The following is a 24786-nucleotide window of genomic DNA, read 5'->3' on the forward strand; positions in this document are numbered from 1 at the left end:
TGTATCCGTCTATTGACCACAAGGGAAATGGAAAATGCTTTATCACAGCTCATTACAAAACTTATCAAACTCATTTTGATACCCATTAAACACGTTAATGTCTACAAGACCATGGATGCCTTTTACTCTTCCATCAGGTGACAGTTGCCAATAAACCAGCTTTACATCAGGCTTATATTCTCCGTAACGTGCAATCCAAACCCGATATTTGGCTTTGAGATCAGGAGCTTCTGGAAGGTAACGATTAACGAAAATCTGGCTGATATAAAGAATAGGTCTGCGTCCCGTTGCTTTCTCTACAATGTGGAGCCATGTCCTCACTGCTTTGAAAAGTGCTTTTGTTCCTCCCATTCTATGTATTTGTGAGGGTAGGGGCTCGACGTCAAGAACAGGTGGAAAGTCTCCCTTTTTAACGGCTGAATTTTTCAAAAAGTTGTGTGCTTGCTGTGCAGCCGGCGTCTTTGTGGTAAAGAAGTGATAGCTGCCAACCTTGAAACCTACGGCTTTTGCATCGCGATAGTCCTTTTTGTAATAAGGGTTTTGCAGGCTTTTTCCCTCGGTACTCTTCAGATAAATGAAACTGATTGGATAGTCAATGCGCCCTGTTACCTTTTTCTTACTGATTTTCCCCAGGCCAACAATGCGCAGTTGATGCCATTTAATACCATAATGTTTCTTTCCAATGACGTGCTGATACTTAGAGATATCAATGCCATAAATACGGTTATTGGTGTAGTTCAAGCGTTCTCCATGAAAGTGACCATGGTGCCATTCGCCCACTTTCAGTTCGTTATTGGCAGCTATAGCCACTCCAAAACCGTCACGTTTTCCATTTATCCAGTTTCCTTCATAGTATGTTCCATCTTTTGATTGATAGACACCATAGCCCTGCGGTTGTGCATCTTGATTGAAGAAACCAATATAACGATTTCCTATACTGTCAGTACAAGTGCCACTTATAAGCGTGTCATTTCTCCAAGTTCCCTCATAGATATTCCCGATGGAATCGCGCATTTTTCCATTTCCTTGTCGCTTTCCATCTATCACATAGCCTTGATATATGGTGCTTCCTCTTTTTACAATGCCATAATTGAGTTTCTTGTCAATGCTCATTTCACCACAAGAAGCAAAGCAAAGAGCAATAACAGATAAAATTCCTATTTGATATATCCTGTTCAAATCTTATTTTCCTAAATGAAAAAGTTCTCTAATTTGTTCACTATCATGATAGCCATTCTGCAGTTTTATGCCTGCAAAACGCCCTTTATTCATATAAGTTGGAACGAAAATCATACTTCCCGGTCGTGCAAATTCAGCAGGACAAGGGCTTGAAAAGCGTGATGTAATGGCCATGGCATCAAGCATTTTTGTGATTTTCCATGGCACAATGGTAATTGCATTTACGCCATGAGGTGTCTTCCTGTCCTCTGTTTCGAGGAGCAATATGCTGTTATGCTTGTCTTTAGCAAGGGCAGAGCAGTGTTTCTTTTCAGTTTTCCCTTTTGTGTTTTTATAGGTAGCTGTATACTCATCTGCACGATGGATACTTATTTTTCCATTCCTGTTAAATCGTTGGAGCAGGGCTATCGCCTTCTCTAATGTATCCCTTCGCATATGGATCTTTGTTGCATACTTGGCCACTATATCGTATCCTATGTCTTGAACACCATGCACCCGCAGATAGTATCTCAGTTCATGTTGCTGTTGTTTCAGGCTGTTGAGCTCATATTGACAGGCTTTCAACTGATGAACGATAAGTTGTGCAGGTTTGATTACAGATACCAGCAGATTCATAGTGTCTGCAATGGCTGTAACGATACGGCCTCTGCATGATGGATAGAGCCAATTTTGATTTATCCAAAAGCCATCAGTGTGTTTATGAATAGGGTGAATATCTTTGACTTTCCATGCCATTCCATTTAATAAGGTGTCTGTACTAATGGTTGAAAAAAAGAGATTATTCCCCATTTCATCGCTGATTTGGTAATATCGTTTAAGGTCTATCTGCGTGAGTGCTTGCCTTGCATATGCAGTATCATCTGGCCATAGACGATAAGTGCACCATGAAATCAGCACCACTGAAATAGCAGCAAGCACCCCAATAAGCTTTCTCTTTTTCATCAGAAAACAATATTCTGCACCAAAAGTGATATTATCTCAAATCTATAATCTCGGCTTTTGGGAAGTCTTTGGCTTTGAAATTGAAAATCGCATCGCTTTGATCCTTTGCCTTGAAGTTACTTATATTGATTGTAGTCCAGTTCTCCCCCTGTCGCATTTTAACTTGAGAAGGAATATGGTTTTTGCCAATCGTGATGTATAGTTCCTGAATACTACGCTTCTTGTTCTGTGCCGTCATGTGCACATGATAGGCACTTCCTTGAATCTTCATACTCAGATTATAACCGCTTTTATAGATTGTTATGAACTTGTAAGGATTCATCTGAACTTGCTTAGCCTCGTTTGGTGTGGTTACATTTACCTCATTGGTAGCTTTCATGTAAGTCCACTGCGTCTTTCCATTAAACCAAACTGTGGCCTCTGGGGTATGTGCATAGAACTTGTTTCCTTTGATAGCGATAGTGCCATTGGTTGCTCCGAGGGCATTTCCACGGATAGAAAAGTTGGCACTTGCACCTCCGTTACGGCCAATTACGGTAGCCGTCTTATCAAGTATCTTCATTGCTTGCTCCGAATTCTGTGCCATACAACAGAATGAAGTTAATATCATACACGAGAGAAGGATAATCTTTTTCATCATATTTCTTGTTTTTTAATTCCCTGCAAAGATAAATAATTTATCTGAACTTCAATAGAGTTAGCCTGTTATTAAATAAGAAAGATGTTAAAGGTGTTAAAGAGATGATGTCGCAATTACATGAATATGGTGAAAGATAGAGACTCTTTTACTTGTCGCATATCATTTTCATTGATAATCAACTACTTGCAGATGTGTTTGTAACTTGCGTCAAATCATGATGCAACTTGCATCAAGTTACGCTGTAATCTGCGTCAAAATGCGTGATGATTTGACGCAAATTGAAAGCTTGTTTGGCTGTACTTATATTTTATGACAACGTAGTTGACAGAAGCATCTTAAACAAAATACAGCTGCACCGGACTCTAATGAATTCTTATGCAACTGTATTCTTTAATTACTTTTCAATGAATATTCTTAGCTACGGAGCTGAAGCAGAAGGCTGTTCAACTGGTTTTCGTCTTGAATAAGCACTTCGCGTGGCTTGCTTCCTTGTGCAGCCCCCACGATACCTACTTGCTCGAGTTGGTCCATCAAGCGGCCTGCACGGTTGTAACCAATAGAGAAACGGCGCTGTATCATACTGGTGGAGCCTTGCTGTGAAAGTACAATTGCATGGGCGGCCTCCTCAAAATAGGGGTCAAGTGTGGACATGTCAGCACTGCCACTGCCTATACCGCCACCACTGTTGTCATCAATGGGTTCGGGAAGTTCCATTGGTTCAACGGGACCCGGCTCTTCCATGATGTAGTCGTTGATGCGTTCAATCTCCGGCGTATCAACGAAAGCACACTGTACGCGAACGGGTTCGTTGCCGTTAAGAAACAGAAGGTCACCACGTCCTACAAGCTGATTGGCTCCTGAACGGTCGAGAATGGTGCGTGAATCAATCTGTGAACTCACTCGGAATGCCATTCTTCCCGGGAAGTTAGCCTTGATATTACCGGTGATAATCTTTGTAGTTGGTCGCTGTGTAGCAATTACCATGTGAATACCTACGGCTCGGGCAAGCTGTGCAATACGTGCAATTGGGAGCTCAATTTCTTTACCTGCAGTCATGATTAAGTCGCCGAACTCATCAATAATGACAACAATATAAGGCATATAGTCGTGACCTTTCGTCAAATCTAACTTGTGATTGACATATTTTGCATTGTATTCTTTGATGTTCTTTGCACCGGCAACCTTCAACAGATCATAGCGATGATCCATGAGTGCACAGAGACTGTTGAGTGTTCTGACGACTTTGGTTACATCGGTGATAATAGGTTCTTCATCGTTCTCTGGCAGACAGGCCATGAAATGGTCTGAAATCTTGTGGTAAACACTGAATTCTACCTTCTTTGGATCAACAAGAACGAACTTCAGTTCATTTGGATGCTTCTTATATAATAATGAAGTGATGATAGCATTCAAGCCGACAGACTTTCCTTGTCCCGTTGCACCGGCAACAAGCAAGTGTGGGATTTTAGCCAAATCAACCATGAATACCTCGTTGGTAATGGTCTTTCCAAGAGCCAGCGGAAGCTCCATCTTTGTCTCTTTGAATTTCTTTGAGTTCAGAATACTCTCCATTGAAACTATCTGCGGCCTCTTATTTGGCACCTCGATACCAATAGTTCCTTTTCCTGGGATAGGTGCAATAATTCGGATGCCAAGTGCAGAGAGACTCAAAGCTATATCATCTTCAAGGTTTCGGATTTTGGAAATGCGTACGCCTTCAGCAGGGGTTATTTCGTAAAGTGTAATTGTTGGGCCTACAGTAGCCTTGATTTCACGGATAGATACACCGAAACTATTGAGCACTTCTACAATGCGTGCGTTGTTAGCTTTGATTTCATCCATGTCGACATTTGGCTTGTCTCCGTCGTCATATTTCTTGAGAAGATCAAGCGTAGGCTTCTTATATTTCGTGAAAGGTTCAAGCGGATCGATAGGAGTATTGAGGATTTCTTCAATGTTAACTACATCACTTCCGGCTTTTTCTTCATTCTTTGCTACCTCTACAGTCAGTTTGTTGTCGTTGCCCTCTGTAGCGTTTAGAGGAGTCTCTGCCTTGGGAGAAAGATTTACTACAGGAGAAGTTGCTGTAGAAGTGTGTGCTGAATTGTCAACATTATCGTAGTTGGTGAAGTCAAGAACTGGTGCAGGGATATCATTTGGTAAACCCTCTTCAATTGTTGGCTCATCCTCAATAGCTTCATCGGTAATGTCTTCTGATATATCTTCCTGGGGTGTTTCCGTCGTCTGGGACTCATGATTTGTAACGGAGAATTTTACCTTTGAGGTGAGATATTTCACCGGATTCATCGCTTTTCTGATGACGTTAATAGTCTCTGCACTTAGATATGTAAGGAAGGAAAGTGCAGTAAAGAGAAGTATACCAATTAATCCTGGTGCACCAACAATGTTTTCCAAATGCTGAACACAAAACAGTCCATGTTCTCCACCAGGGTTAAAAAAGAGATTACCCATAATGGGGGAAAGGAATTTTGCAAAGGTTATAGAACACCAAATCATTGTCAGCATCATGCCGAAAAACCATTTCCAAAGGTTTATGGTATAGATTTTCATCAGTTTTAAACCAACTAAAATGATGAAAGCTGGCATGATAAAAGCAGGGATTCCAAAGTTGACAGCTATGAAGAAATAGGCCATGATAGCCCCGATGGAACCGCAATAATTTGTAAACGAATGATTAGTGTTTACCCATTCTCCTGGTCTTAACCCTTCAAGCAGGCTTTGGTCACCTTGTCCTGTGGAAAAGAAAGAAACCATTGCAATGATGACAAAGATTGCAATGAGAAGGAGTATTAATCCTAAAAGAAAGTCTGTTTTTTCGTTGCTGAATATATTACGGAAGCCGACTGCCTCGCCCAAGTTCTTAGGTTTGCGGTCAGATTTTTTTCTTGCCATGTTCTTATTGTATTGTATTTCCTGCAAAATTAACGTAAAAATCCGAGAAATGGCGTTCTTTTCATAACTTTTTTCTAATTTTGCAAATTAGAGTTATGTATTTAATGATGAAGAAAACAATATATAGTAAGTTCGATAAGAGACTGATAACTGCCCTTCCTGCGGCTCAATTTCCAGGAAGAATCATAACTGTTATCAGTGAGGCCGATGCAGATAAAGCTGTTGACTATCTGCTGTCATGTGATATTTTGGGCGTTGATACCGAGACAAGACCTACCTTTCATAAAGGTGAACAGCACAAAGTAGCCTTGCTTCAAGTGGCTTCACGTGACACATGTTTTCTCTTCAGACTTAATGATATAGGAATGCCAGCATCGGTAATCAGACTCTTGGAAGACAGAACCGTTCCAAAAATTGGATTGTCATGGCATGATGATATCCTTTCTCTTCATCGTCGTTCAGAGTTTGAACCTGGTTATTTTATTGATTTACAGGATATCGTTGGAAAGATAGGAATAAAAGATTTAAGTCTTCAAAAACTCTATGCCAATATCTTTCATCAGAAGATTAGCAAGCGTCAGCGTCTTACAAACTGGGAAGCTGGAGTGCTTACTGACAAGCAAAAGCAATATGCAGCGACGGATGCCTGGACATGTATAAAACTATATGAAGAAATCAGGCGGCTGTATAAAACCAAGGAGTATAAACTTGTTGTACCTGTAGAACCCAACAGGTCAGAGGGGACTCCAACAGAAAAAGCAATGGCTAAATTAGCATAATGAAATGGTGATAATAGCTCGTTTAGAGGCTTTATTAATCAATTGAAATTCTAAAATACTTATGTATAAGTCAATCTATCTTAAAAAAGGGAAAGAGGAATCATTGAATCGTTTTCATCCTTGGATTTTTTCAGGGGCAATTCATCATATGGATGATAATATAGAGGAGGGGGAACTTGTCAATATATTCACGGCTTCAAATGAGTTTATTGCGGTTGGACATTATCAAATTGGGTCGATTGCTATACGTGTATTGACGTTTTCAAAGGTGGAAATCAGTTATGATTTCTGGTGCGATCGACTGAGTAGTGCTTTGAAAATGCGCCAAAATGTTGGGATTGCAGATAATAATGTGAATAATACTTATCGTTTGGTACATGGCGAAGGAGACTATCTTCCAGGCTTAGTAATTGATTGTTATGGCGAAACTGCAGTCATGCAAGCGCACAGTGTAGGTATGCATGTGTGCCGTGAAGAAATCTGCCGGGCACTGATTAAAGTAATGGGGGAGCGTATTAAGAATGTTTATTATAAAAGCGAGACAACACTTCCCTTCAAAGCAGAACTTGGACAAGAGAATGGTTTCATGTATGGTGGAACGGATAATGATATTGCTATAGAGAATGGCCTGAAGTTCCATGTAGACTGGCTTCGTGGTCAAAAGACCGGTTTCTTTGTTGACCAACGGGAAAATCGAAACCTTTTAGAGCATTATGCAAAAGGGAAAAGCGTGCTGAACATGTTTTGTTATACAGGTGGGTTCTCTGTATATGCCATGCGAGGTCAAGCCAAATTAGTTCATTCTGTGGATAGCAGTGCAAAGGCTGTTGAACTGACAAACCGAAATATAGCCTTGAATTTTCCAGATGATTTGCGTCATGAAGCATTTTGTGAGGATGCTTTCAAATACTTGGATAATAATGATAACAAGTATGATTTGATAATTCTTGATCCACCGGCTTTTGCCAAACATCGTGCAGCTTTACGCAATGCATTGAAAGGTTATACACGTTTGAATGTAAAAGGTCTGCAACGTATTAAGCACGGTGGTATTTTGTTTACTTTCAGTTGTTCACAAGTTGTATCGAAAGAACATTTTCGTAATGCTGTATTTACAGCAGCAGCACAGGCAGGTCGCAAGGTTAGGATACTTCATCAGCTGCATCAACCGGCAGATCATCCTATCAACATCTATCATCCGGAGGGGGAATATCTGAAAGGTTTAGTTTTATATGTTGAGTAGTTTTGCTCGTAGAATTAAGTTGTTCATAGATAGAAACCTTCTGCTGAAGCCTGAAGGTTTCTATCTTGTTGCCTTGAGCGGGGGCTGTGATAGTGTTGCCCTACTTCGGGTAATGATTGAACTTGGCTATCATATTGCAGTCATTCATTGTAATTTTCAATTACGAGGTGAAGAGTCAGAACGTGATGAACACTTCTGTGAAGAACTGTGTAACTCACAAAAAGTCCCATTTCATCGAGTTCATTTTGATACAAGAGAGTATGCAGAACTTCATCATATCAGTATTGAAATGGCTGCACGTGAACTGCGTTATCAATATTTTGAACAGTTAAGAAAGGATATCTGTGCTGACGCTATACTTGTGGCACATCATCAGGATGACACAGTTGAAACTGTATTGTTAAATTTAATACGTGGCACCGGCATTCACGGTTTGCAAGGAATTAAGCCAAAGAACGGTCATGTCATACGTCCTTTATTGTCAATGACACGCAATGATATAGAGAATTATCTTTCTTCTATTCAGCAGACTTTTATCACTGATAGCAGCAATCTTATTGCAGATATCAAACGTAATAAGATAAGATTGAAAGTATTACCATTGTTGCGTGAGATAAATCCTTCGGTATCAGAAAGTATAACTTTAACTGCTAAACATTTGAATGATGCAGCAAAAGTGTTTGATAATGCCTTGCAAGAGAGTGTTGAGAGGGTGACTTTAGTTCGTAAGGCTGACCGATATGTTGTGGATATAGACAAATTAGAACGTGAAATTTCTCCGGAGCAGACACTATATACCATTCTGAAGAATTTTTCGTTTTCATCTGTTCAGATTGAGAATATGGCATACTCACTTGATGCACCGACAGGGAAAAAGTGGTTATCGAATACGCATGAAGCCGTTATTGATAGAGGAACGCTTGTTATAGCCCCGCTTTTGGATGCGTCAAATAAGGTTTTAAAAGTGCCGGAAACAGGGTGCTACGTTTGGGATGATAAAGTTAAATTTAATATCACATCACATGTTATAACCCCTGAATTCAAGCCAAGTCACGACCCTGATAAAATAACTATAGATGCCGAAAAGGTGTTTTTCCCTTTGATAATCCGTTATGCACGGCAAGGAGACAGATTTCATCCTTTTGGTATGGCAGGTAGTAAATTGGTCAGTGATTACTTGACTGACCTGAAGCTGTCATTAGTAGATAAACAACGACAAATCGTTATTGAAGATGCTAAAGGAAAGATACTATGGATTGTCGGACGAAGAATTGACAACCATTTTGGTGTTACAAGGCAAACAAAGGGAGTGCTGACTCTGGCTCTTATGAATGAATGACATTTGCAATAGCACGTGAATGCTCAATTCTATAGAATTATTTCGTTGTAATTTGATATATTGGATTTTTTGTCTAAATTTGTGGCATGGAGAAGCAAAGTCATACAAGAGAAGAGAAAATGCAGGCGTTTGGACGTTTGCTTGATATACAGGACAGACTTAGAAAAGAGTGCCCTTGGGATAGAAAACAGACGTATGAAAGTCTGCGTCCAAATACAATTGAAGAGGTATATGAATTATGTGACGCACTGATAAAAGGCAATCAGGAGGAAATTTGTAAGGAGTTGGGCGATGTTATGGAACATGTAGTCTTTTATGCCATGTTAGGGCAAGAGACAGGAGACTTCGACATTGCTGATGTCTGCAATGCACAGGCAGATAAACTAATGTTCAGACATGATTTCATTGATTGGAACCAAGGTGGAAATTGGACTGTAACGAATCCCGATATGGTAATTAATCCGCAAGGACAGGTCGTCTATAAGGACGAAGAACAAAAGGAAAACGCAACTAAACCGATGACAGCTTCAGAGGTTTCCACTACATGGGAGCAGCGCAAACAACAGGAGCGTGGTGGAAACAAGACGGTTCTTTCAGGGGTTCCTGAGTCGTTACCATCTCTCATCAAGGCATACAGAATACAGGACAAGGCACGAAATGTGGGCTTTGATTGGAAGCAAAAGGAAGATGTGTGGGACAAAGTACGCGAAGAACTTGGCGAACTTGAAGTGGAATTGAAGAAAGAAGACAAAGATAAGTCTATCGGAGAATTGGGAGATTTCCTTTTCAGCATTATCAATGCAGCCCGCCTATATCACCTCAATCCTGATAATGCATTGGAACGAACCAATCAGAAGTTTATCCATCGCTTTGCTTATGTGGAACGAAAAGCAAAGGAAAAGCATAAGCAACTGATAGATATGACTATAGAAGAGATGGATAAACTGTGGAATGAAGCAAAGACTATAGAAAACAATATATAAACTAAAGTATATGAAAAAGTTATTTTATTTCGGCGTAATCTTGCTGAGCATGATGAGTATAGTCGCATGTAGACATAGGCAAAGCGCATCGAATGTAGGGATGAAAGATAGTATGGAAGATGTTGGTTTTGCAGATACTACCGTTTATGGTGTATGTGGAGAAAACACATCAATGCATAATATTGAATTGATTACTGACTTAGGTGACACGCTTGAATATACTGCATTGGATGACGGAAGAGACTCTACCGTTATTTTAGGTGGTCTTTTGTCAGGCGACCGTCTGGCGGTTATCGGTCATGAAGTTGATGGTGAACGCTTTGCACAGCGTGTGATTAACTTGACTACTTTGCTTGGGAAATGGGTTAGCATAGACAGGAATTTCGAGATACTTGAGGGCGGACAGATCAAGAGCAATGTAAAGGCTGAGACAAATCCATGGACAGTTTGGAAGATCTGTAATGGCAAATTATTGCTGAATAAGGATACTTTCATGATAGATAATTTGGGGGCAGACTCGCTTTATATCGAGAACAAAGAGGGCATCTTTGCCTTTAAGAGGGTAAAGTAAGGCCCATATCTACGCAATATGTGCATGGATATTAAGTTTAGGCCCCATTATATAATACTCGAAAAGCTACGCTATGGAACCATTTAAAATCCACATTCTCGGCTGTGGATCGGCTTTGCCGACTCTCAGTCACTATGCTTCCTCACAGGTTGTTGAAATCAGAGAGAAGCTTTTTATGGTTGATTGTGGTGAGGGAACGCAAATGCAACTCAGGCGAAATAAAATACGTTTCACGAAGTTGCAGGCTGTTTTTATATCTCATTTGCATGGAGATCATTGTTTTGGATTGATTGGTATGATCAGCACTTTCGGGATGTTGGGGCGCACTGCCCCCTTTCATGTGTATGCACCGGAAGCATTAGGCCCAATTCTGCAAATCCAATTGGACTTCTTTTGCAAAGGGTTGGGATTTGATGTCAAGTTTCATCCCATTGATACAACCCGGAAAATCGTGATTTATGAAGACCGAAGTCTGACGGTAGAAACAATTCCTCTTGAACACAGAACCCCAACATGTGGTTTCTTGTTCAGGGAGAAACCAAAATTGCGACATATAAATCGCGAGATGATTGATTGTTATGAAGTGCCTTTGAGCCAATTGAATAACATCCGGGCAGGCATGGATTGGACAACACCTGAGGGCGTGATTATTCCCAATGAAAGGCTGACAACTCCTGCTGATCCGTCAAGAGCCTATGCTTATTGTAGTGATACGCGCTATATCCCCACGCTTCATGAGTTGATAACTGGTGTAGATACGCTTTATCACGAAAGCACCTATGCAGAAGATAATGCATCGCGTGCCCAGTTATATTGGCATTCCACAGCACGCCAGGCAGCGACGGTGGCGCGTGATGCTCATGTAGGGAAGTTATTGTTAGGGCATTTCAGTGCCCGCTATGATGATGACAGATGTCTTCTTGATGAAGCCAAAGCTGTTTTCAAAAACAGTTGGTTAACAAATGAAGGACTTGTGTTTAACGTTTGATAGGTGGTGATTTAAAAAGAAAAGAAAACACATCTTAGAGATGAACTATTATTGCCCTATCGGCTATTTCTTTATCTTGAATTTAACATAATCAGCCATATGGCAATGTATAGTTCCAAATTTTACACTACATTTTGAATTTTGCTAAATTTATTTACAAATGACTTTATAATATTCACAGATTTGAAATGAAAGCATCCTAAGCTTTCAATAATGCTTATTTTTTAGCTCTTCACAATTTCTTGACTATCAGATTGTTATAAAACTTAAGGAGAATTACAAGGCAAAATCACAATAAAAAGCGATGTGATTTGTATTGAATTAAGTCGTGATTTGTACCATTTCATCGTATGTTTTGATGCAAATGAGAGTATGTTTTGACTCAAGTTGCAACGCATAATGCCTGAAGTTGTAAATCAAAGGAGAGGAAATGAAGGTATTGAAGCTATAAAGAGACTTTACACATGCGCTGAAAAGCGACTCGTGTTTCTATTTGGTGTCCCTTTGAAATGTTAAAAATGAGCAGTAATATTTACAGAAAGGAAGAAATGTTTAGCTTTATTTGTCCTTTTTTTGTATTGCAAGTATCTTCTTTAGTTTTGTGCCTTGTTAAATCACTTCACCGCAAAGAGAGAGTTTTGTACGATTAAGATAGACAGTCATCCGTAAGGATGTTTTCAGGAAAATGCCTTTAATTATTGTTAAATTTGTTTTAGGATTACAATAAAATCCATAACTTTGTACACAAATAAAGGTTTCAGTAACAATTGAAGAATTGTAATCGTTTATGGCAAAATCTCTACTTAAAATATTTTTCTTTGCGATTTTCTTTTGGGTGTCTCCTGTAGCGTTTGGTGCTACGGAGAATATGAATGCAATGGACATTCCCGGTGCTCATGAGATTGAAATTACGATTAGTCAGACAACATTACGCGTTACAGGGGGCGCCGGTCAGGTGCTTTATATCTATAATGTTGCAGGAGTCTGTGTCATGACGCTTCGGGTGGATAGCAACGACAAGCGTTTCGATTTGAACTTGGCCAAGGGCTGTTATATCGTAAAGGTGGGTAGAACTGTCAGAAAAGTTTCAATACATTGATATTCCCTAAAATCAGTTTTGTTCATAACGGATAACTCAATGTATCGCATATTCTTGTTTTTGCTTTTAGTTGTAGCATTCTTCAGTTCTTGTAGTAATAGGTCAAGAAATCCTAATCTGCATCTTCAACTGTCAGAATTTGAGGCATTAAACACATCCGACTACGCATTAAATTCACACCGCATTCATCATTATTTGGAACAAGTGGCTCTGTCCGATACAGAAACTACAGGCGTTGATGGTCGTGCAAAAAGTTATTATCTCCATGGTGGTGAATTCATTTGGGTGAGTCGTCAAGGGGTTAATCATCAGGCTGACACTTTACTTGCCTATCTGCAAAGGGTAGATGAATTGGGATTTAGTAAGAGTAGATTCAGAGTTTCCCAAATAGAAGCAGACTTGAGAAGGTTCCATTTGTTGGATTTTGATAAGGGAGAGCATGCTATAAACAAGGTTCTGGGCCGTTTGGAATACAATCTGACGAAAGCTTATCTGCGCTATACTATCGTGCAAAGTTTTGGTTTAGTCAATCCTTCGCGCTTGTTGAATAAGCTTGACAGAAATGAAAGAGACACCGTTCGGGTAAGCTATCGTGGCCTTTTCGATATTCCAATGAAGACTGTGGGAAAGCAATTCTGCAAGGAAGCATTGGCTAAAATCGCCCATGACAGCGTGGGGAGTTTTCTTCATGAGATACAACCTAAAAGTGAATTGTATAGCCAACTGAAAAGCTTGTTAGCTGTTACAACTGACAAGATGATGCGAAGTAGGATATTATGCAATATGGAACGTTGTCGCTGGAGATACTATGATGAGCCAAGCAAGCATGAAAAATATGTGCTTGTCAACATTCCTTCTTTCCATTTGCGTGCTGTAAACGGAAGAGAGGTGTTGGAGATGAAAATAGGATATGGAACAACTGAAACGAAAACACCGCTCTTGACAAGCCGTATTATGCGCATGGATATCAACCCGCAATGGGTAATTCCACGTAGCATTACAGAGAAAAACATAGCAAACCACTTTGGTGACAGACAATATTTCGATAGTCATCGTTACTTTGTCAGAGATCGTAAAACAGGACAGAAAGTACCATTTGATCGAATAACGCAAGACATGTTTCACAGCAAAGATTATCTTGTGATACAGAAAGGTGGCATCGGTAATTCATTGGGAAGGATTATCTTTCGGTTCAATAATTCGTTCAGCGTGTTTCTACATGACACCAATCGGCATAACGTTTTCTCTCAAGAGAATCGGGGAGTGAGTCATGGTTGCATACGTGTAGAGCGTCCTTTTGAGCTGGCTGTATTCTTGTTGAAAGACAAAAACGAGAGTTTAATCCGTAAACTTCATTATTCCATGACTGCAGAAATAGGTGGGGAAAGTACTGTGCTGCCTGAAGAAGAAAAGAAAATGATAAAGAAACAAAAGCCAGATACTTTGCAGCGCTCCATGTTGATCAGTTCCCTGAAGGTGGAACCACAGATACCTATCTTCATCACCTATTTCACAATTTACCCTGATGTGAATGGCAAGTTGCAGTATTTCAGTGATGTATATGGCTATGATAAGGTTATATTCGATGTCCTCAAAAGCTTTGGTGTAAAGTGATGGAATACAATGAAAAAGAGATTTTGGAGGCATTGAGGAACGAAAAAACTAAATATCATGCCTTTTCTCAATTGGTGGAGCACTATCGCGAGCCGCTATATTGGCGTATCAGGCGCATTGTCATAGCGCATGAAGATGCAAATGATATCTTGCAGAATACGTTTATAAAGGTGTGGAGTAATATGGACAAGTTCCAAATGCGTGCCCAGTTTTCTACATGGATTAATCGTATTGCTATCAACGAAAGTCTGGATTTTCTCCGCTCCAAGAAAGATAAAATAAGCACAGATGAATATGGTGGCGTGGCAATAAAACTATTGGCTGATGACTATTTTGATGGCGATGCAACACAAGCACTGTTGCAGGAGGCAATCGCAACATTGCCTGAAGTACAGCGAACAGTCTTTAATCTGCGTTACTTTGACGAAATGAAATATAACGAGATGAGTCAAGTTTTAGGAACAAGCGAAGGAGCTTTGAAAGCAAGTTACCACTTGGCAGTGAAAAAAATCTGTGATTTTTTAAAGCTGCGTGATTAAACTTTGGTAAACACTTTACGTCAAAAGGATAAGAAAAGGAATTTAATGATATGGAAAAATACGAGCAGGAACTTTTAGAAAAGTTTGGAAAGAGCAGGCCTTTTACCGTCCCCGATGGTTATTTTGAGGATTTCAGTGCCCGCCTAATGAACAGTCTGTCAGACTCAAATGACACAAAACGAGTATTAACTTTCCGTTCTAAGAAGTTTGTTCGATTGTTCCGCTATACGGCAGTAGCCTGCTTTGTAGCAGTATTTTCTGTGTTGGGCATTAATAGTTTCTTGACAGCTGAGAATTCTATAGAGGCACCTGTGGCAGAACAACACTATAATGGAGATAAATTATTCGACCAAATAGCAGATTATGCAATGATGGATAATGAAGATTACTATGCAACACTTTCTGATAATTAAATGTAGAATGGAAATGAAAAGAATATTATTACCCCTTGTTGTCATGCTTTTTACGGCAATACAACTTGTGGCTCAAGTTCCAGATAGAGGGCGTCCGAAGTTCGATCCAAAAGCCTTTGAAATGAAAATGGAGCAATACGTATCGACAGCTGCAGGTTTTACACCCGCTGAAGCCAGTAAGTTCTTCCCACTTTATCGTGAGATGCACCGCAAGTTAAGAGGATGTTTTGATGAAATGCGTATGTATCGGCACGTTGATACCAATGATGATGAAGCGTCATATAAAGCGATTAAACGATTGGATGAAATTGATTTGGAAATGAAAGAATTGCAACAGCGTTATCATGCAAAGCTTTTGAAGGTTGTTCCTGCAGGTAAGGTGATGAAAGTGATTAAGGCAGAAGAGCGCTTTCATCGTCAAGCTTTCAAGCAGGTTTTAGAAGGTCCGAAAAACTAAATAAATGCAAAGATATTTCATTTATCTCAGCTATGATGGCTCAGCTTATCACGGATGGCAAATTCAACCTAATGGTATTTCTGTGCAGGAGAAGCTTCAGGAAGCTCTTTCCAAACTTCTTCGACAAGAGATAGAGATTGTTGGAGCCGGGCGTACTGACACGGGAGTACATGCCCGAATGATGGTTGCCCATTTTGATTTTCCTAAAAGTATAGAAGAAGAACAGCTGAGGTATAGACTTAATAGGCTGTTACCACGCGATATTACTATCAATAAAGTGATACCTGTGGAAGCGGATATGCACGCACGCTTTTCGGCAAAATGGCGCACGTATCGGTACTACATTCATACACAAAAAGATGCTTTTCTGCGTCATTATTCCTATGAAAGTCCTTATAAACTTGATTATCAGTTGATGAATCAGGGGGCAGAGCTACTGAAAAGTCACACAGATTTTGCAGCATTCTGCAAGACCGGAGCCGACAATAAGTCCACACTGTGTACTATAAGAGAATGCAAATGGGTGCAGACTTCTGCTATTTCGTGGTATTTTGAGATTACAGCTAATCGCTTTTTAAGAAATATGGTGCGTGCAACCGTGGGGACTCTGTTTCTTTTGGGACGTCATCATATTTCGCTTGATGATTTGGATTACATCTTACAAGAAGGTGATCGAAGTAATGCAGGAGAGAGTATGCCTGGTCATGCTTTGTTCTTGGAGAACATAGAATATTGAATTTAAAAATGTGGTTACTATTAGCATTCCTTTCAGCAACACTGTTGGGATTTTATGATTCGTTCAAGAAAAAGGCACTTCATGACAATGCTGTCATCCCGATATTATTTTTGAATACAGTTTTTTCTTCATTAATATTCTTGCCTTTTATCTTTTTGTCTTCGTTTACTCGGATTTTAGAAGGCAGTATATTCTTTGTATCACAAGGAGGTTGGGAAGTGCATCGCTTCATTCTTCTAAAGAGTTTAATTGTCTTGTCCAGTTGGATTTTCGGCTATTTTGCCATGAAACATTTGCCTTTGACAATTGTTGGGCCGATTAATGCCACCCGTCCGGTGATGGTTCTTGTTGGAGCTTTGTTGGTATTTGGTGAGCGATTGAATGGCTGGCAATGGATAGGTGTGGCCCTTGCTGTAGTGTCTTTCTTGCTGTTAAGTAAGAGTGGCAGGAAAGAAGGAATTAATTTCAAGCATAACAAGTGGATATATTTCCTCGTGTTTGCTGCACTATTGGGGGCAATTAGTGGGCTCTATGACAAATATCTGATGGCAAGTCCGCAGAATGGTGGTGTAGGTATAGACAGGATGATGGTTCAAAGCTGGTATAACATCTATCAGATGGGGATGATGGGAAGTGTGATGCTCCTGCTATGGTGGCCTACTCGAAAACGCACAACACCTTTTCATTGGGACTGGACTGTAGTTTTAATCTCCTTATTCTTATGTGTTGCCGACTTTGTTTATTTCTATGCGTTAAGCTTACCTGGTGCAATGATATCCATAATCAGCATGATACGTCGAAGCAGTGTGTTGGTGAGTTTCCTTTTTGGAGTACTATTTTTCCATGAAAAGAATCTCAAAGCTAAAGCATTCGACTTGGCACTTGTCCTGCTTGGTATGATATTCCTGTATATAGGTTCAAAATAGTTAGGGTGGGATAAAGGTGTGTTGTTGAATTAATTTGTCAGATTATCTTTGCTTTTTGATATAAAACTTGTATCTTTGTAGACAAGATTGATCGTAAAACAATATAGCATGGCACATAATATTTTCAAGGGCTTAGGAATTGCCTTGATAACACCTTTCACCTTAGATGGTAAGGTTGACTACAAATCATTGAAGCGTCTTTTGGAATATCAGTTGGCTAACGGCGCTGATTTTCTATGCATTTTAGCTACAACAGGAGAGGCTCCTTGTCTGACAGGTCAGGAGAAAGATGAGCTTACGGCATTTATAAAAGACATTGTAAGAGGTAGAATTCCAATTCTTAAATATTGTGGAGGCAATAATACTGCTGCGGTTGTTGAAGAGATTAAGACTACAAATTGGACTGGAATTGACGGTATCCTTAGCATTTGTCCATATTATAACAAACCTTCTCAGGAAGGTCTTTATCAGCATTTCAAAGCGATAGCAGAAGTTAGTCCGTTACCAATAGTCCTCTATAATGTTCCTGGTCGTACGGGAATTAATATGAAAGCTGAAACAACTGTAAAGTTGGCCAGAGACTTTTCTAATATCATTGCAGTGAAAGAGGCCAGTGGAAGTCTTGAGCAAGTGGATGAGATTATTAAGAATAAACCTGATCATTTTGATGTTATCAGTGGTGATGATGCCTTGACATTCTCTATGATAGCGAGTGGTGCAGCAGGTGTTATCTCTGTGATTGGAAATGCACTTCCTCGGGAATTCAGCCGCATGATACGTCTTGAGTTCAAGGGGGAATATGAGCCGGCACGTAAGATACACCACATGTTTACCGAACTTTATTCCTTACTGTTCGTTGACGGTAATCCTGCAGGTTGTAAGGCATTGCTGAATGATATGGGGATGATTGAGAATGTGCTTCGGCTTCCGCTTGTTCCAACAACCATAACAACAAAGCAGAAGATGGCCGACATTCTGAAAGAGTTAAGAATTTGATAGAAACTTAAATGAAGAGAGTTAACAAATTAAATTCTCTTTAAAAACGCTAAAAGACACATGAATACAAAAGAAAAAGTCTGTATTTCTTTTGTGAAACACAGAATAATAGTTATCTTTGCATTGTGTTTTTCATGGTATTAGATTATTAAGGTTAAAGAAAAGATTGGTTGTCGTGAGGCAATCAATCTTTTTAGTTTGCGATCAATAAAGTTATCTATTTATTTTGTCATACCCTTATTTTCCTTTATCTTTGCAGGCAGAAAGCAGTGTCCCGGCTCTGTTGCTGGCATAATTTCATATGCGAGAGGAAAGTCCGGGCAGCATAGGATGCTCCACTTCCGAAAATAGAAGCTATTGGTGACAGTAGGTGTCGACAGAAGAAAACAACCGCCATAAATTGGGATACTGACTGGCTTTCCGGTCAAGTCTCTTTGTGGTAAGGGTGAGAAGGTGGTGTAAGAGACCACCAGCTGACGGGTGATCGTCAGGCTGTGTCATCTGGAGGCTGCAAGTTCATGTATACCGTAGACTGAGGGTTGTCCGCCTGAAGGATTTCGAATCCGCTACGGAGGGTAGAATGCTTAAGCCGTGGGGTGACTCATGGATTAGATAAATAACAGGGCTTCATCTTCGTGATGAATACAGAACCCGGCTTATCAGGGCGCTGCTTTCTTTTTTTCTTTTCGTTATAACCCCAAATCACTTTCAATATGAATTTTACATTAAACGAGACTGATTACAAGGTAGATGACCTACAACAATCCATTTTGAGAGTTGTTAACACGTGGGGAGACTCACAAAACTTCCCACAGATGAAAGATTACGGAGTAACCAAAGAGTCGCTGTTATCTTATCTCTTTGATAAGCAATCCATTCTTGACAGTATGGGAAGTGAACGCTTTCAGCTGACACTGTTAGGAATTTTTGTCGTCATTCCCATTTTTATAGCTTCATTATTCCCTGAAAAGAAATTACCGTTTGGATCATATACAGCGATTGTATGCGGGGTAGGGGGTGCGCTTCTTTTTGGACTTCTCAAGCTGTTCATGAACTTTCTCATTCGTAAAAGGCTTGCAAAATTGTATGATGAGGACCATGAAGCATATATAACACAAGTGCTTTCATACCGAGATAAGCATTTGAAATAAAAAAACTTGGGATAGATAATCCCAAGTTTCAGGAGGCACCTAGCAGAGTCGAACTGCTCTACACGGTTTTGCAGACCGTTACCTAACCGATCGGCCAAGGTGCCATAATTGCTGATTTGCGGTTGCAAAGGTATAACAAAAAAACTATTTGACCAAATATATCTACTGTTTTTTTCGTTCCTTTTTGCATTTATCATAAAATGCACAGCCTGCACATTTGTAGTCTTTGCACTTAACATTCTGGTTTATAGATTTATAGATGCCTCTTATAGCGAATGTAACTGCCAAAGCTATAACCAGAAAGATGATAATATATTGTATGAGTATTCCCATTCATTAAAAATAAACAGACAGAATTATACATTTTTTACATATATAAAGTCTGCCCGTATAATCAACCAGTTTTCTAATAATCAATTCATCAATTCATTTGTTTGCAAAGATAATTCTTTGCTGTTAGATATGCAATCCTCATTTTTAATGATTTTCATTCAATGGGTCATTTTCCCGTTTTATCAATCGTAATGGTAACTATGTTCCAAGATATTGGAAATCAAAGTGTTATATGATGATTTTTAATTTGCGTCAAGTTATGCAGTCATATGATGCTAATAGCACTGTATTCTGATGCAAATCACACGCTAATCTGATGCAAATTAAAAACCAACCTGAACGATATTGAAATTCAGGATAATTTTGATGATAAGCTATGTTTATTCAGATGTAAATACAATATGTATTGTGTTATCGTCTAATTTGCATTTCGTTATATAATCATTATTATGATAAATTAATGCTATATGAAAGATAAATTCTAAGATGTTCACCCTATTTCACGGTAAGATGAAAACAACCTTGATGAACTTCGTACTTGATGTGGCAGCGGTTTTGTTTTCTCATGTCGTTCAATACCTCGCTGAGAACCCATTTCAATGTGTCATTCTGTACAGAACGATGCTTTTCATTAGGTGCTTCTACAGTTTTATATCTATTGTAACAAATATCTACCGTTGTTCCATAAAGATGACAACTGTTTACTGTTGCATTGCCATTATGGTTTCGAAGTTTATCTACATCCTCTTTAGAACGCATGACACTCGTGATGATAATCTTATGCAAAGGGATGCCTTTAGTTTGCAATGAATCAAAAAAGTTGTGCCCGATATCCTGTAACAGTATGGCGGCTTTGGGCACCAGATAAGGAATACTTGACTTTAAGTTGTCAACATAATAATATGGATTTCCACCAACATATACAAGTTCTTCCTTTCTGTTTTCTGCCTCTTCACGGTTTGCAACCGGATTAACACCTAATGCCTGAGCAGACAGAAGTTGCACATCGTTCTGGTCAGGGAATGCCTTACCGAAGTTTGGTACACTGTAAATCCTGTTTTTTACAACCGAGCCATCAGCATTAAAAAAGATTGAAGCATGTGGTTGAGAAGACTTTGTTTGAGTATATTGCGCCGTTGTTTGATGCGTGTTGAGTGTGTCTGTTTGGGGCAACGTCGATTTCTCCATGATGCCATCTGGGTGTATTTCCTTGTTGGCAATCGACGGAAAAAGACATCGAATGAAACTAAGAAAGACAACACTAAGGCCGAAACCCTGTAAAAATCGATTTTTGGAAATCTTCATGACCCTATAAATAAACTTTTATTCAGCAGTGCAAAGATAGACCAAATATTTTGTAATCTCAAAAAAAAACTCTACTTTTGCAAGTAAATTTTAAGAAGCTTATACATTGATAGAGAAGCATATATTTCTTGAAGATATTGATCCTGTTGTTTTCTATGGCGTCAATAACAGTCATCTGCAGATGATTAAATCTCTCTTTCCCAAACTGAGAATTGCTGCGCGGGACAATGTCATTAGAATTCTTGGCGACGAGGAAGAGATGGCTAAAATAGAGGAAGATTTGGCTTCAATACAAAGACATGTGCTAAAATATAATTCCATTTCCGATGAAGATATCCTTGACATTATAAAAGGCAGAAAGACTAAAGCTGAAGGTGTTAAGGATGTTTTGGTTTACAGTGTGTCGGGAAGACCGATTAAAAGTCGGTCGGGAAATCAGCAGAAACTTGTTGATGCCTTTTCTAAAAATGACATGATATTCGCTGTTGGTCCAGCCGGAACGGGAAAAACTTATTTAAGTATTGCCCTGGCAGTAAAGGCACTCAAGGAGAAAACTGCAAAGAAAATCATCTTGAGCAGGCCTGCTGTCGAAGCTGGTGAAAAGTTGGGGTTCTTGCCTGGCGACATGAAAGATAAAATTGATCCTTATCTTCAACCTTTATATGATGCGCTTGAAGATATGATACCGGCAGTCAAATTGCAGGACATGATGGAAAAACATGTTATTCAGATTGCCCCACTCGCTTTTATGCGCGGACGCACATTAAGTGATGCAGTAGTTATTTTGGATGAAGCTCAGAACACAACTCCGCAGCAAATAAGAATGTTCCTGACCAGAATGGGCTGGAATACGAAGATGATTATCACGGGTGATATGACCCAAATAGATTTGCCTAAAGAACAGAAAAACGGTCTTAAGGAAGCATTGCATATTCTTGGTAAAGTAGAAGGTATAAGCGTGATTAATCTTTCCCAGAAAGATATTGTAAGGCACAAGCTTGTCACTCGGATTGTTAATGCCTATGATGCTTTTGACAAAGTGAAAGACCAGGAGCGTGAGGAAAGAAGACAAAAGCCTCCCAAAGGGCGAAGAAACCAGAACTTAGAAGAAGAATATACAATATTAGAAAATTCAGACAACGACTTTAATTAATATTGAAAATGAAAGCTTTAACAAAGACAGATTTCCATTTCGATGGACAGAAAAGTGTTTACCATGGTAAAGTTCGTGATGTATATAACATCAACGACGATTTGATGGTAATGGTTGCAACCGACAGAATTTCTGCTTTTGACGTGGTCTTGCCAAAGGGAATTCCGTTCAAGGGACAAGTGTTGAACCAGATTGCTGCTAAATTTCTGGATGCGACAAGTGACATTTGTCCAAACTGGAAAATGGCAACTCCTGACCCTATGGTAACAGTTGGGCTTAAATGTGAAGGCTTTCGCGTTGAGATGATTATCCGTTCTATTCTCACAGGCAGTGCTTGGCGTTCTTATAAAGAGGGTTGTCGTGAGCTATGTGGCGTTAAACTTCCTGATGGGATGCGTGAAAACGAGAAATTCCCTGAGCCAATCGTCACTCCGACGACAAAGGCTGATGAGGGGCACGACTTGAATATTTCCAAGGAAGAAATTATAGCACAAGGGATTGTTTCAAAAGAAGATTACGAAATTATAGAGGATTATACCAAGAAACTCTTCAAGCGTGGACAGGAGATAGCTGCTAAGCAAGGACTGATTTTGGTTGACACAAAATATGAATTTGGTAAGCGTGATGGAAAGATTTATTTGATAGATGAAATCCACACACCAGACTCAAGTCGTTATTTTTACGCTGAAGGCTACGAAGAGAAACTTGCAGCAGGAAAGCCTCAGAAGCAGTTGTCAAAGGAATTTGTACGCCAATGGTTGATTGAGCATAACTTTATGAATGAACCAGGACAGCAAATGCCCGAGATTACTGACGAATATGCTGACAGCGTCAGTGATAGATACATTGAACTGTATGAGCATATTACTGGAGAAAAGTTTGATAGAAGCATTGAATGTGGAGATATTGCAGCGAGAATAGAGAATAATGTTGCAACTTATCTGAAGACAGTCAGATAATTTATTTAAAGGCATTGCATGTATAAACAAGAAGAGATAAAGCCTTACGGTAAGGAGGGTGAGAAAGGAAAGTTGGTTGAGGAAATGTTTGATAACATTGCCCCGACATATGATACGCTAAATCACCGTCTCTCTTGGGATATAGATAAAGGCTGGCGAAAGAAAGCAATTCGCCAGCTTTTGCCCTTTCAACCGAAAACAATTTTGGATATTGCAACGGGTACAGGTGATTTCGCTATACTGTCTGCAAAAGAACTTCGCCCTCAAAGAATGATTGGAATAGATATCAGTGAGGGGATGATGAAGATCGGACAGAAGAAAGTTGAAGCTGAAGGGCTACAGCATATTGTTTCTTTCAAAAAGGATGATTGTACACATTTGTCATTCGATGATAATTCTTTCGATGCTGTTACGGCTGCTTTCGGTATCCGTAATTTTCAGAACCTTGACCAAGGTTTGAGCGAGATGTATCGTGTTTTGCGACCTAATGGTCATCTAAGCATTGTGGAATTAACTACACCTGTGAGTTTCCCCATGAAGCAATTGTTTAAGCTATACTCACATACGATACTCCCTGTATATGGGAAATTAATTTCAAAAGATACCAGTGCATACAGCTATCTGACCAAAACTATAGAGGCTTTTCCGCAAGGTGAAGTGATGTTAGATATCCTTAGGAAAGCTGGTTTTAAGAATGCGAGCTTCAAAAGGCTTACCTTTGGTATTTGTACAATGTATTTTGCAACGAAGTAAGAATTAAATCTCACCTATCAACTATGGATAAATATGGTCTTATAGGATACCCACTCGGACATTCCTTTTCTATAGGGTTCTTCAATGAAAAATTTCAAAATGAAGGAATTGATGCACAATACTGCAACTTTGAAATACCCAGTTTGGATTGTCTTCCTGAAATTATTGCGCAGAACCCTGACCTCAAAGGCCTGAATGTGACCATACCTTATAAGGAAAAGATAATAGATTTTCTTGATGAAATCAGTCCCGAAGCAAAAAACATTGGAGCGGTCAATGTTATTAGGGTGAACCATAATGGGAATAAAACATTCATGAAAGGCTACAATAGTGATGTCATTGGCTTTACTAAAAGCATAGAACCTCTTTTAGAGAGATTCCATAAAAAGGCCTTAATCTTAGGTACCGGCGGTGCCTCTAAAGCTATTAAATACGGTTTGGAATCTCTTGGATTGGAAACATTATTGGTCAGTAGGTTTGAGCGTCCAGGCACTATACAGTACCAATCTGTTACGCCTCAATTACTCCAAGAATATAAAGTTATTGTAAATTGTACTCCATGTGGCATGTATCCTAAAGCAGACGAATGTCCCGCCCTACCCTATGAAGCTATGGACAGCCATACTTTACTTTATGATTTGATTTATAATCCGGATGAGACCTTGTTTATGCATAAGGGAGCAGAATATGGGGCTACAGTAAAGAATGGCTTGGAAATGTTGCTGCTTCAGGCCTTTGAAAGTTGGAAATTTTGGAATAGAAAAGAATAAATTTT

At 39.5% G+C, this 24786-nt stretch carries 25 protein-coding genes, 1 tRNA gene and 1 other RNA gene; 20 read left to right on the top strand and 7 right to left on the bottom strand.

All coding sequences use genetic code 11. The annotated features are described in order from the left end of the window. Positions 1 to 42: 42 nt before the first annotated feature. The 4 genes from HMPREF2983_RS10620 to HMPREF2983_RS10635 all read right to left on the bottom strand — a co-directional run bounded on the left by HMPREF2983_RS10620 (position 43) and on the right by HMPREF2983_RS10635 (position 5674). On the bottom strand, positions 43 to 1113 hold the full coding sequence (locus HMPREF2983_RS10620) for a GH25 family lysozyme (RefSeq protein ID WP_070668198.1): 1071 nt from the start codon (positions 1111 to 1113) through the stop codon (positions 43 to 45). A gap of 69 nt (positions 1114 to 1182) precedes the next feature. Beyond that, positions 1183 to 2121 carry a hypothetical protein gene (locus tag HMPREF2983_RS10625; RefSeq protein WP_070668201.1) on the bottom strand — a complete coding sequence of 313 codons (939 nt, stop codon included), beginning with the start codon at positions 2119 to 2121 and terminating at the stop codon, positions 1183 to 1185. 31 nt (positions 2122 to 2152) lie between these two features. Beyond that, positions 2153 to 2761 (bottom strand): outer membrane lipoprotein periplasmic chaperone LolA1, encoded by a 609-nt coding sequence (locus HMPREF2983_RS10630; RefSeq protein ID WP_070668204.1) that lies wholly within the window; start codon positions 2759 to 2761, stop codon positions 2153 to 2155. A 414-nt stretch (positions 2762 to 3175) separates the two neighbouring features. Continuing rightward, entirely contained in the window at positions 3176 to 5674 is a 2499-nt protein-coding gene (locus HMPREF2983_RS10635) for an FtsK/SpoIIIE family DNA translocase (protein WP_070668207.1), read from the bottom strand. Between the two features lie 107 nt (positions 5675 to 5781). Between HMPREF2983_RS10635 and HMPREF2983_RS10640 the strand changes: the two genes are divergently transcribed. From HMPREF2983_RS10640 to HMPREF2983_RS10715, 16 genes are all read left to right on the top strand, one after another. After that, positions 5782 to 6453, top strand: coding sequence for a 3'-5' exonuclease (locus HMPREF2983_RS10640; RefSeq protein ID WP_070668281.1), 672 nt, complete (start codon positions 5782 to 5784; stop codon positions 6451 to 6453). 61 nt (positions 6454 to 6514) lie between these two features. Beyond that, on the top strand, positions 6515 to 7696 hold the full coding sequence (locus tag HMPREF2983_RS10645; protein WP_070668210.1) for a class I SAM-dependent rRNA methyltransferase: 1182 nt from the start codon (positions 6515 to 6517) through the stop codon (positions 7694 to 7696). Continuing rightward, positions 7686 to 9035 (top strand): tRNA lysidine(34) synthetase TilS, encoded by a 1350-nt coding sequence (tilS, locus tag HMPREF2983_RS10650; RefSeq protein ID WP_070668213.1) that lies wholly within the window; start codon positions 7686 to 7688, stop codon positions 9033 to 9035. The genes HMPREF2983_RS10645 and tilS overlap by 11 nt, the downstream gene beginning before the upstream one ends. Positions 9036 to 9121: 86 nt before the next feature. Next, on the top strand, positions 9122 to 10018 hold the full coding sequence (gene mazG / locus HMPREF2983_RS10655; RefSeq protein ID WP_070668217.1) for a nucleoside triphosphate pyrophosphohydrolase: 897 nt from the start codon (positions 9122 to 9124) through the stop codon (positions 10016 to 10018). A 10-nt stretch (positions 10019 to 10028) separates the two neighbouring features. Next, positions 10029 to 10589, top strand: coding sequence for a lipocalin-like domain-containing protein (locus HMPREF2983_RS10660; RefSeq protein WP_070668220.1), 561 nt, complete (start codon positions 10029 to 10031; stop codon positions 10587 to 10589). A 73-nt stretch (positions 10590 to 10662) separates the two neighbouring features. Further along, on the top strand, positions 10663 to 11577 hold the full coding sequence (locus HMPREF2983_RS10665; RefSeq protein ID WP_070668223.1) for a ribonuclease Z: 915 nt from the start codon (positions 10663 to 10665) through the stop codon (positions 11575 to 11577). A 787-nt stretch (positions 11578 to 12364) separates the two neighbouring features. Beyond that, on the top strand, positions 12365 to 12676 hold the full coding sequence (locus tag HMPREF2983_RS10670) for a T9SS type A sorting domain-containing protein (RefSeq protein ID WP_004375161.1): 312 nt from the start codon (positions 12365 to 12367) through the stop codon (positions 12674 to 12676). Positions 12677 to 12871: 195 nt separating this feature from the next. After that, the gene (locus tag HMPREF2983_RS10675) at positions 12872 to 14290 is read left to right on the top strand and encodes a L,D-transpeptidase family protein (protein WP_083316810.1); all 1419 of its coding nucleotides are present in this window, start codon (positions 12872 to 12874) and stop codon (positions 14288 to 14290) included. Then, a complete protein-coding gene (locus HMPREF2983_RS10680) occupies positions 14290 to 14829 on the top strand; it encodes an RNA polymerase sigma factor (protein WP_070668230.1) in 540 nt (179 codons plus the stop codon). Before HMPREF2983_RS10675 ends, HMPREF2983_RS10680 begins: the two co-directional genes overlap by 1 nt. A gap of 50 nt (positions 14830 to 14879) precedes the next feature. Next, a complete protein-coding gene (locus HMPREF2983_RS10685) occupies positions 14880 to 15242 on the top strand; it encodes a hypothetical protein (protein ID WP_004376295.1) in 363 nt (120 codons plus the stop codon). A gap of 7 nt (positions 15243 to 15249) precedes the next feature. After that, the gene (locus HMPREF2983_RS10690) at positions 15250 to 15699 is read left to right on the top strand and encodes a hypothetical protein (protein ID WP_141757657.1); all 450 of its coding nucleotides are present in this window, start codon (positions 15250 to 15252) and stop codon (positions 15697 to 15699) included. 4 nt (positions 15700 to 15703) lie between these two features. After that, on the top strand, positions 15704 to 16435 hold the full coding sequence (gene truA, locus HMPREF2983_RS10695) for a tRNA pseudouridine(38-40) synthase TruA (protein WP_070668237.1): 732 nt from the start codon (positions 15704 to 15706) through the stop codon (positions 16433 to 16435). Positions 16436 to 16443: 8 nt separating this feature from the next. Next, a complete protein-coding gene (locus HMPREF2983_RS10700; protein ID WP_070668240.1) occupies positions 16444 to 17361 on the top strand; it encodes a DMT family transporter in 918 nt (305 codons plus the stop codon). A 108-nt stretch (positions 17362 to 17469) separates the two neighbouring features. After that, positions 17470 to 18357: a 4-hydroxy-tetrahydrodipicolinate synthase gene (gene dapA, locus HMPREF2983_RS10705; RefSeq protein ID WP_004375154.1), complete on the top strand. Its 888-nt coding sequence runs from the start codon at positions 17470 to 17472 to the stop codon at positions 18355 to 18357. 266 nt (positions 18358 to 18623) lie between these two features. Continuing rightward, positions 18624 to 19032: RNase P RNA component class A (gene rnpB / locus HMPREF2983_RS10710), an RNA gene on the top strand. 38 nt (positions 19033 to 19070) lie between these two features. Next, entirely contained in the window at positions 19071 to 19508 is a 438-nt protein-coding gene (locus HMPREF2983_RS10715; RefSeq protein ID WP_070668243.1) for a hypothetical protein, read from the top strand. Positions 19509 to 19541: 33 nt separating this feature from the next. On the opposite strand, the gene HMPREF2983_RS14070 is transcribed toward HMPREF2983_RS10715, so the two are convergent. The 3 genes from HMPREF2983_RS14070 to HMPREF2983_RS10720 form a co-directional block, all read right to left on the bottom strand. After that, positions 19542 to 19612 (bottom strand) — tRNA-Cys (locus HMPREF2983_RS14070). 58 nt (positions 19613 to 19670) lie between these two features. Continuing rightward, on the bottom strand, positions 19671 to 19841 hold the full coding sequence (locus HMPREF2983_RS13875; RefSeq protein WP_141757658.1) for a FeoB-associated Cys-rich membrane protein: 171 nt from the start codon (positions 19839 to 19841) through the stop codon (positions 19671 to 19673). A 495-nt stretch (positions 19842 to 20336) separates the two neighbouring features. Continuing rightward, the gene (locus HMPREF2983_RS10720; protein WP_070668246.1) at positions 20337 to 21146 is read right to left on the bottom strand and encodes a DUF5715 family protein; all 810 of its coding nucleotides are present in this window, start codon (positions 21144 to 21146) and stop codon (positions 20337 to 20339) included. Between the two features lie 106 nt (positions 21147 to 21252). On the opposite strand from HMPREF2983_RS10720, the gene HMPREF2983_RS10725 reads away from it, so the two are divergent. Genes HMPREF2983_RS10725 through HMPREF2983_RS10740 form a run of 4 tightly spaced genes read left to right on the top strand, consistent with a single transcriptional unit; the run spans position 21253 to position 24781 of the window. Then, on the top strand, positions 21253 to 22299 hold the full coding sequence (locus HMPREF2983_RS10725; protein WP_070668249.1) for a PhoH family protein: 1047 nt from the start codon (positions 21253 to 21255) through the stop codon (positions 22297 to 22299). 8 nt (positions 22300 to 22307) lie between these two features. After that, the gene (locus HMPREF2983_RS10730) at positions 22308 to 23258 is read left to right on the top strand and encodes a phosphoribosylaminoimidazolesuccinocarboxamide synthase (protein WP_018920117.1); all 951 of its coding nucleotides are present in this window, start codon (positions 22308 to 22310) and stop codon (positions 23256 to 23258) included. Positions 23259 to 23276: 18 nt separating this feature from the next. Further along, positions 23277 to 24011: a bifunctional demethylmenaquinone methyltransferase/2-methoxy-6-polyprenyl-1,4-benzoquinol methylase UbiE gene (gene ubiE / locus HMPREF2983_RS10735; RefSeq protein WP_070668251.1), complete on the top strand. Its 735-nt coding sequence runs from the start codon at positions 23277 to 23279 to the stop codon at positions 24009 to 24011. Between the two features lie 23 nt (positions 24012 to 24034). Beyond that, a complete protein-coding gene (locus HMPREF2983_RS10740; RefSeq protein WP_070668254.1) occupies positions 24035 to 24781 on the top strand; it encodes a shikimate dehydrogenase family protein in 747 nt (248 codons plus the stop codon). Positions 24782 to 24786: the final 5 nt, after the last annotated feature.

The sequence above is a fragment of the Prevotella sp. HMSC077E09 genome (assembly GCF_001814685.1).
Taxonomy (GTDB): Bacteria; Bacteroidota; Bacteroidia; order Bacteroidales; family Bacteroidaceae; genus Prevotella; species Prevotella oris.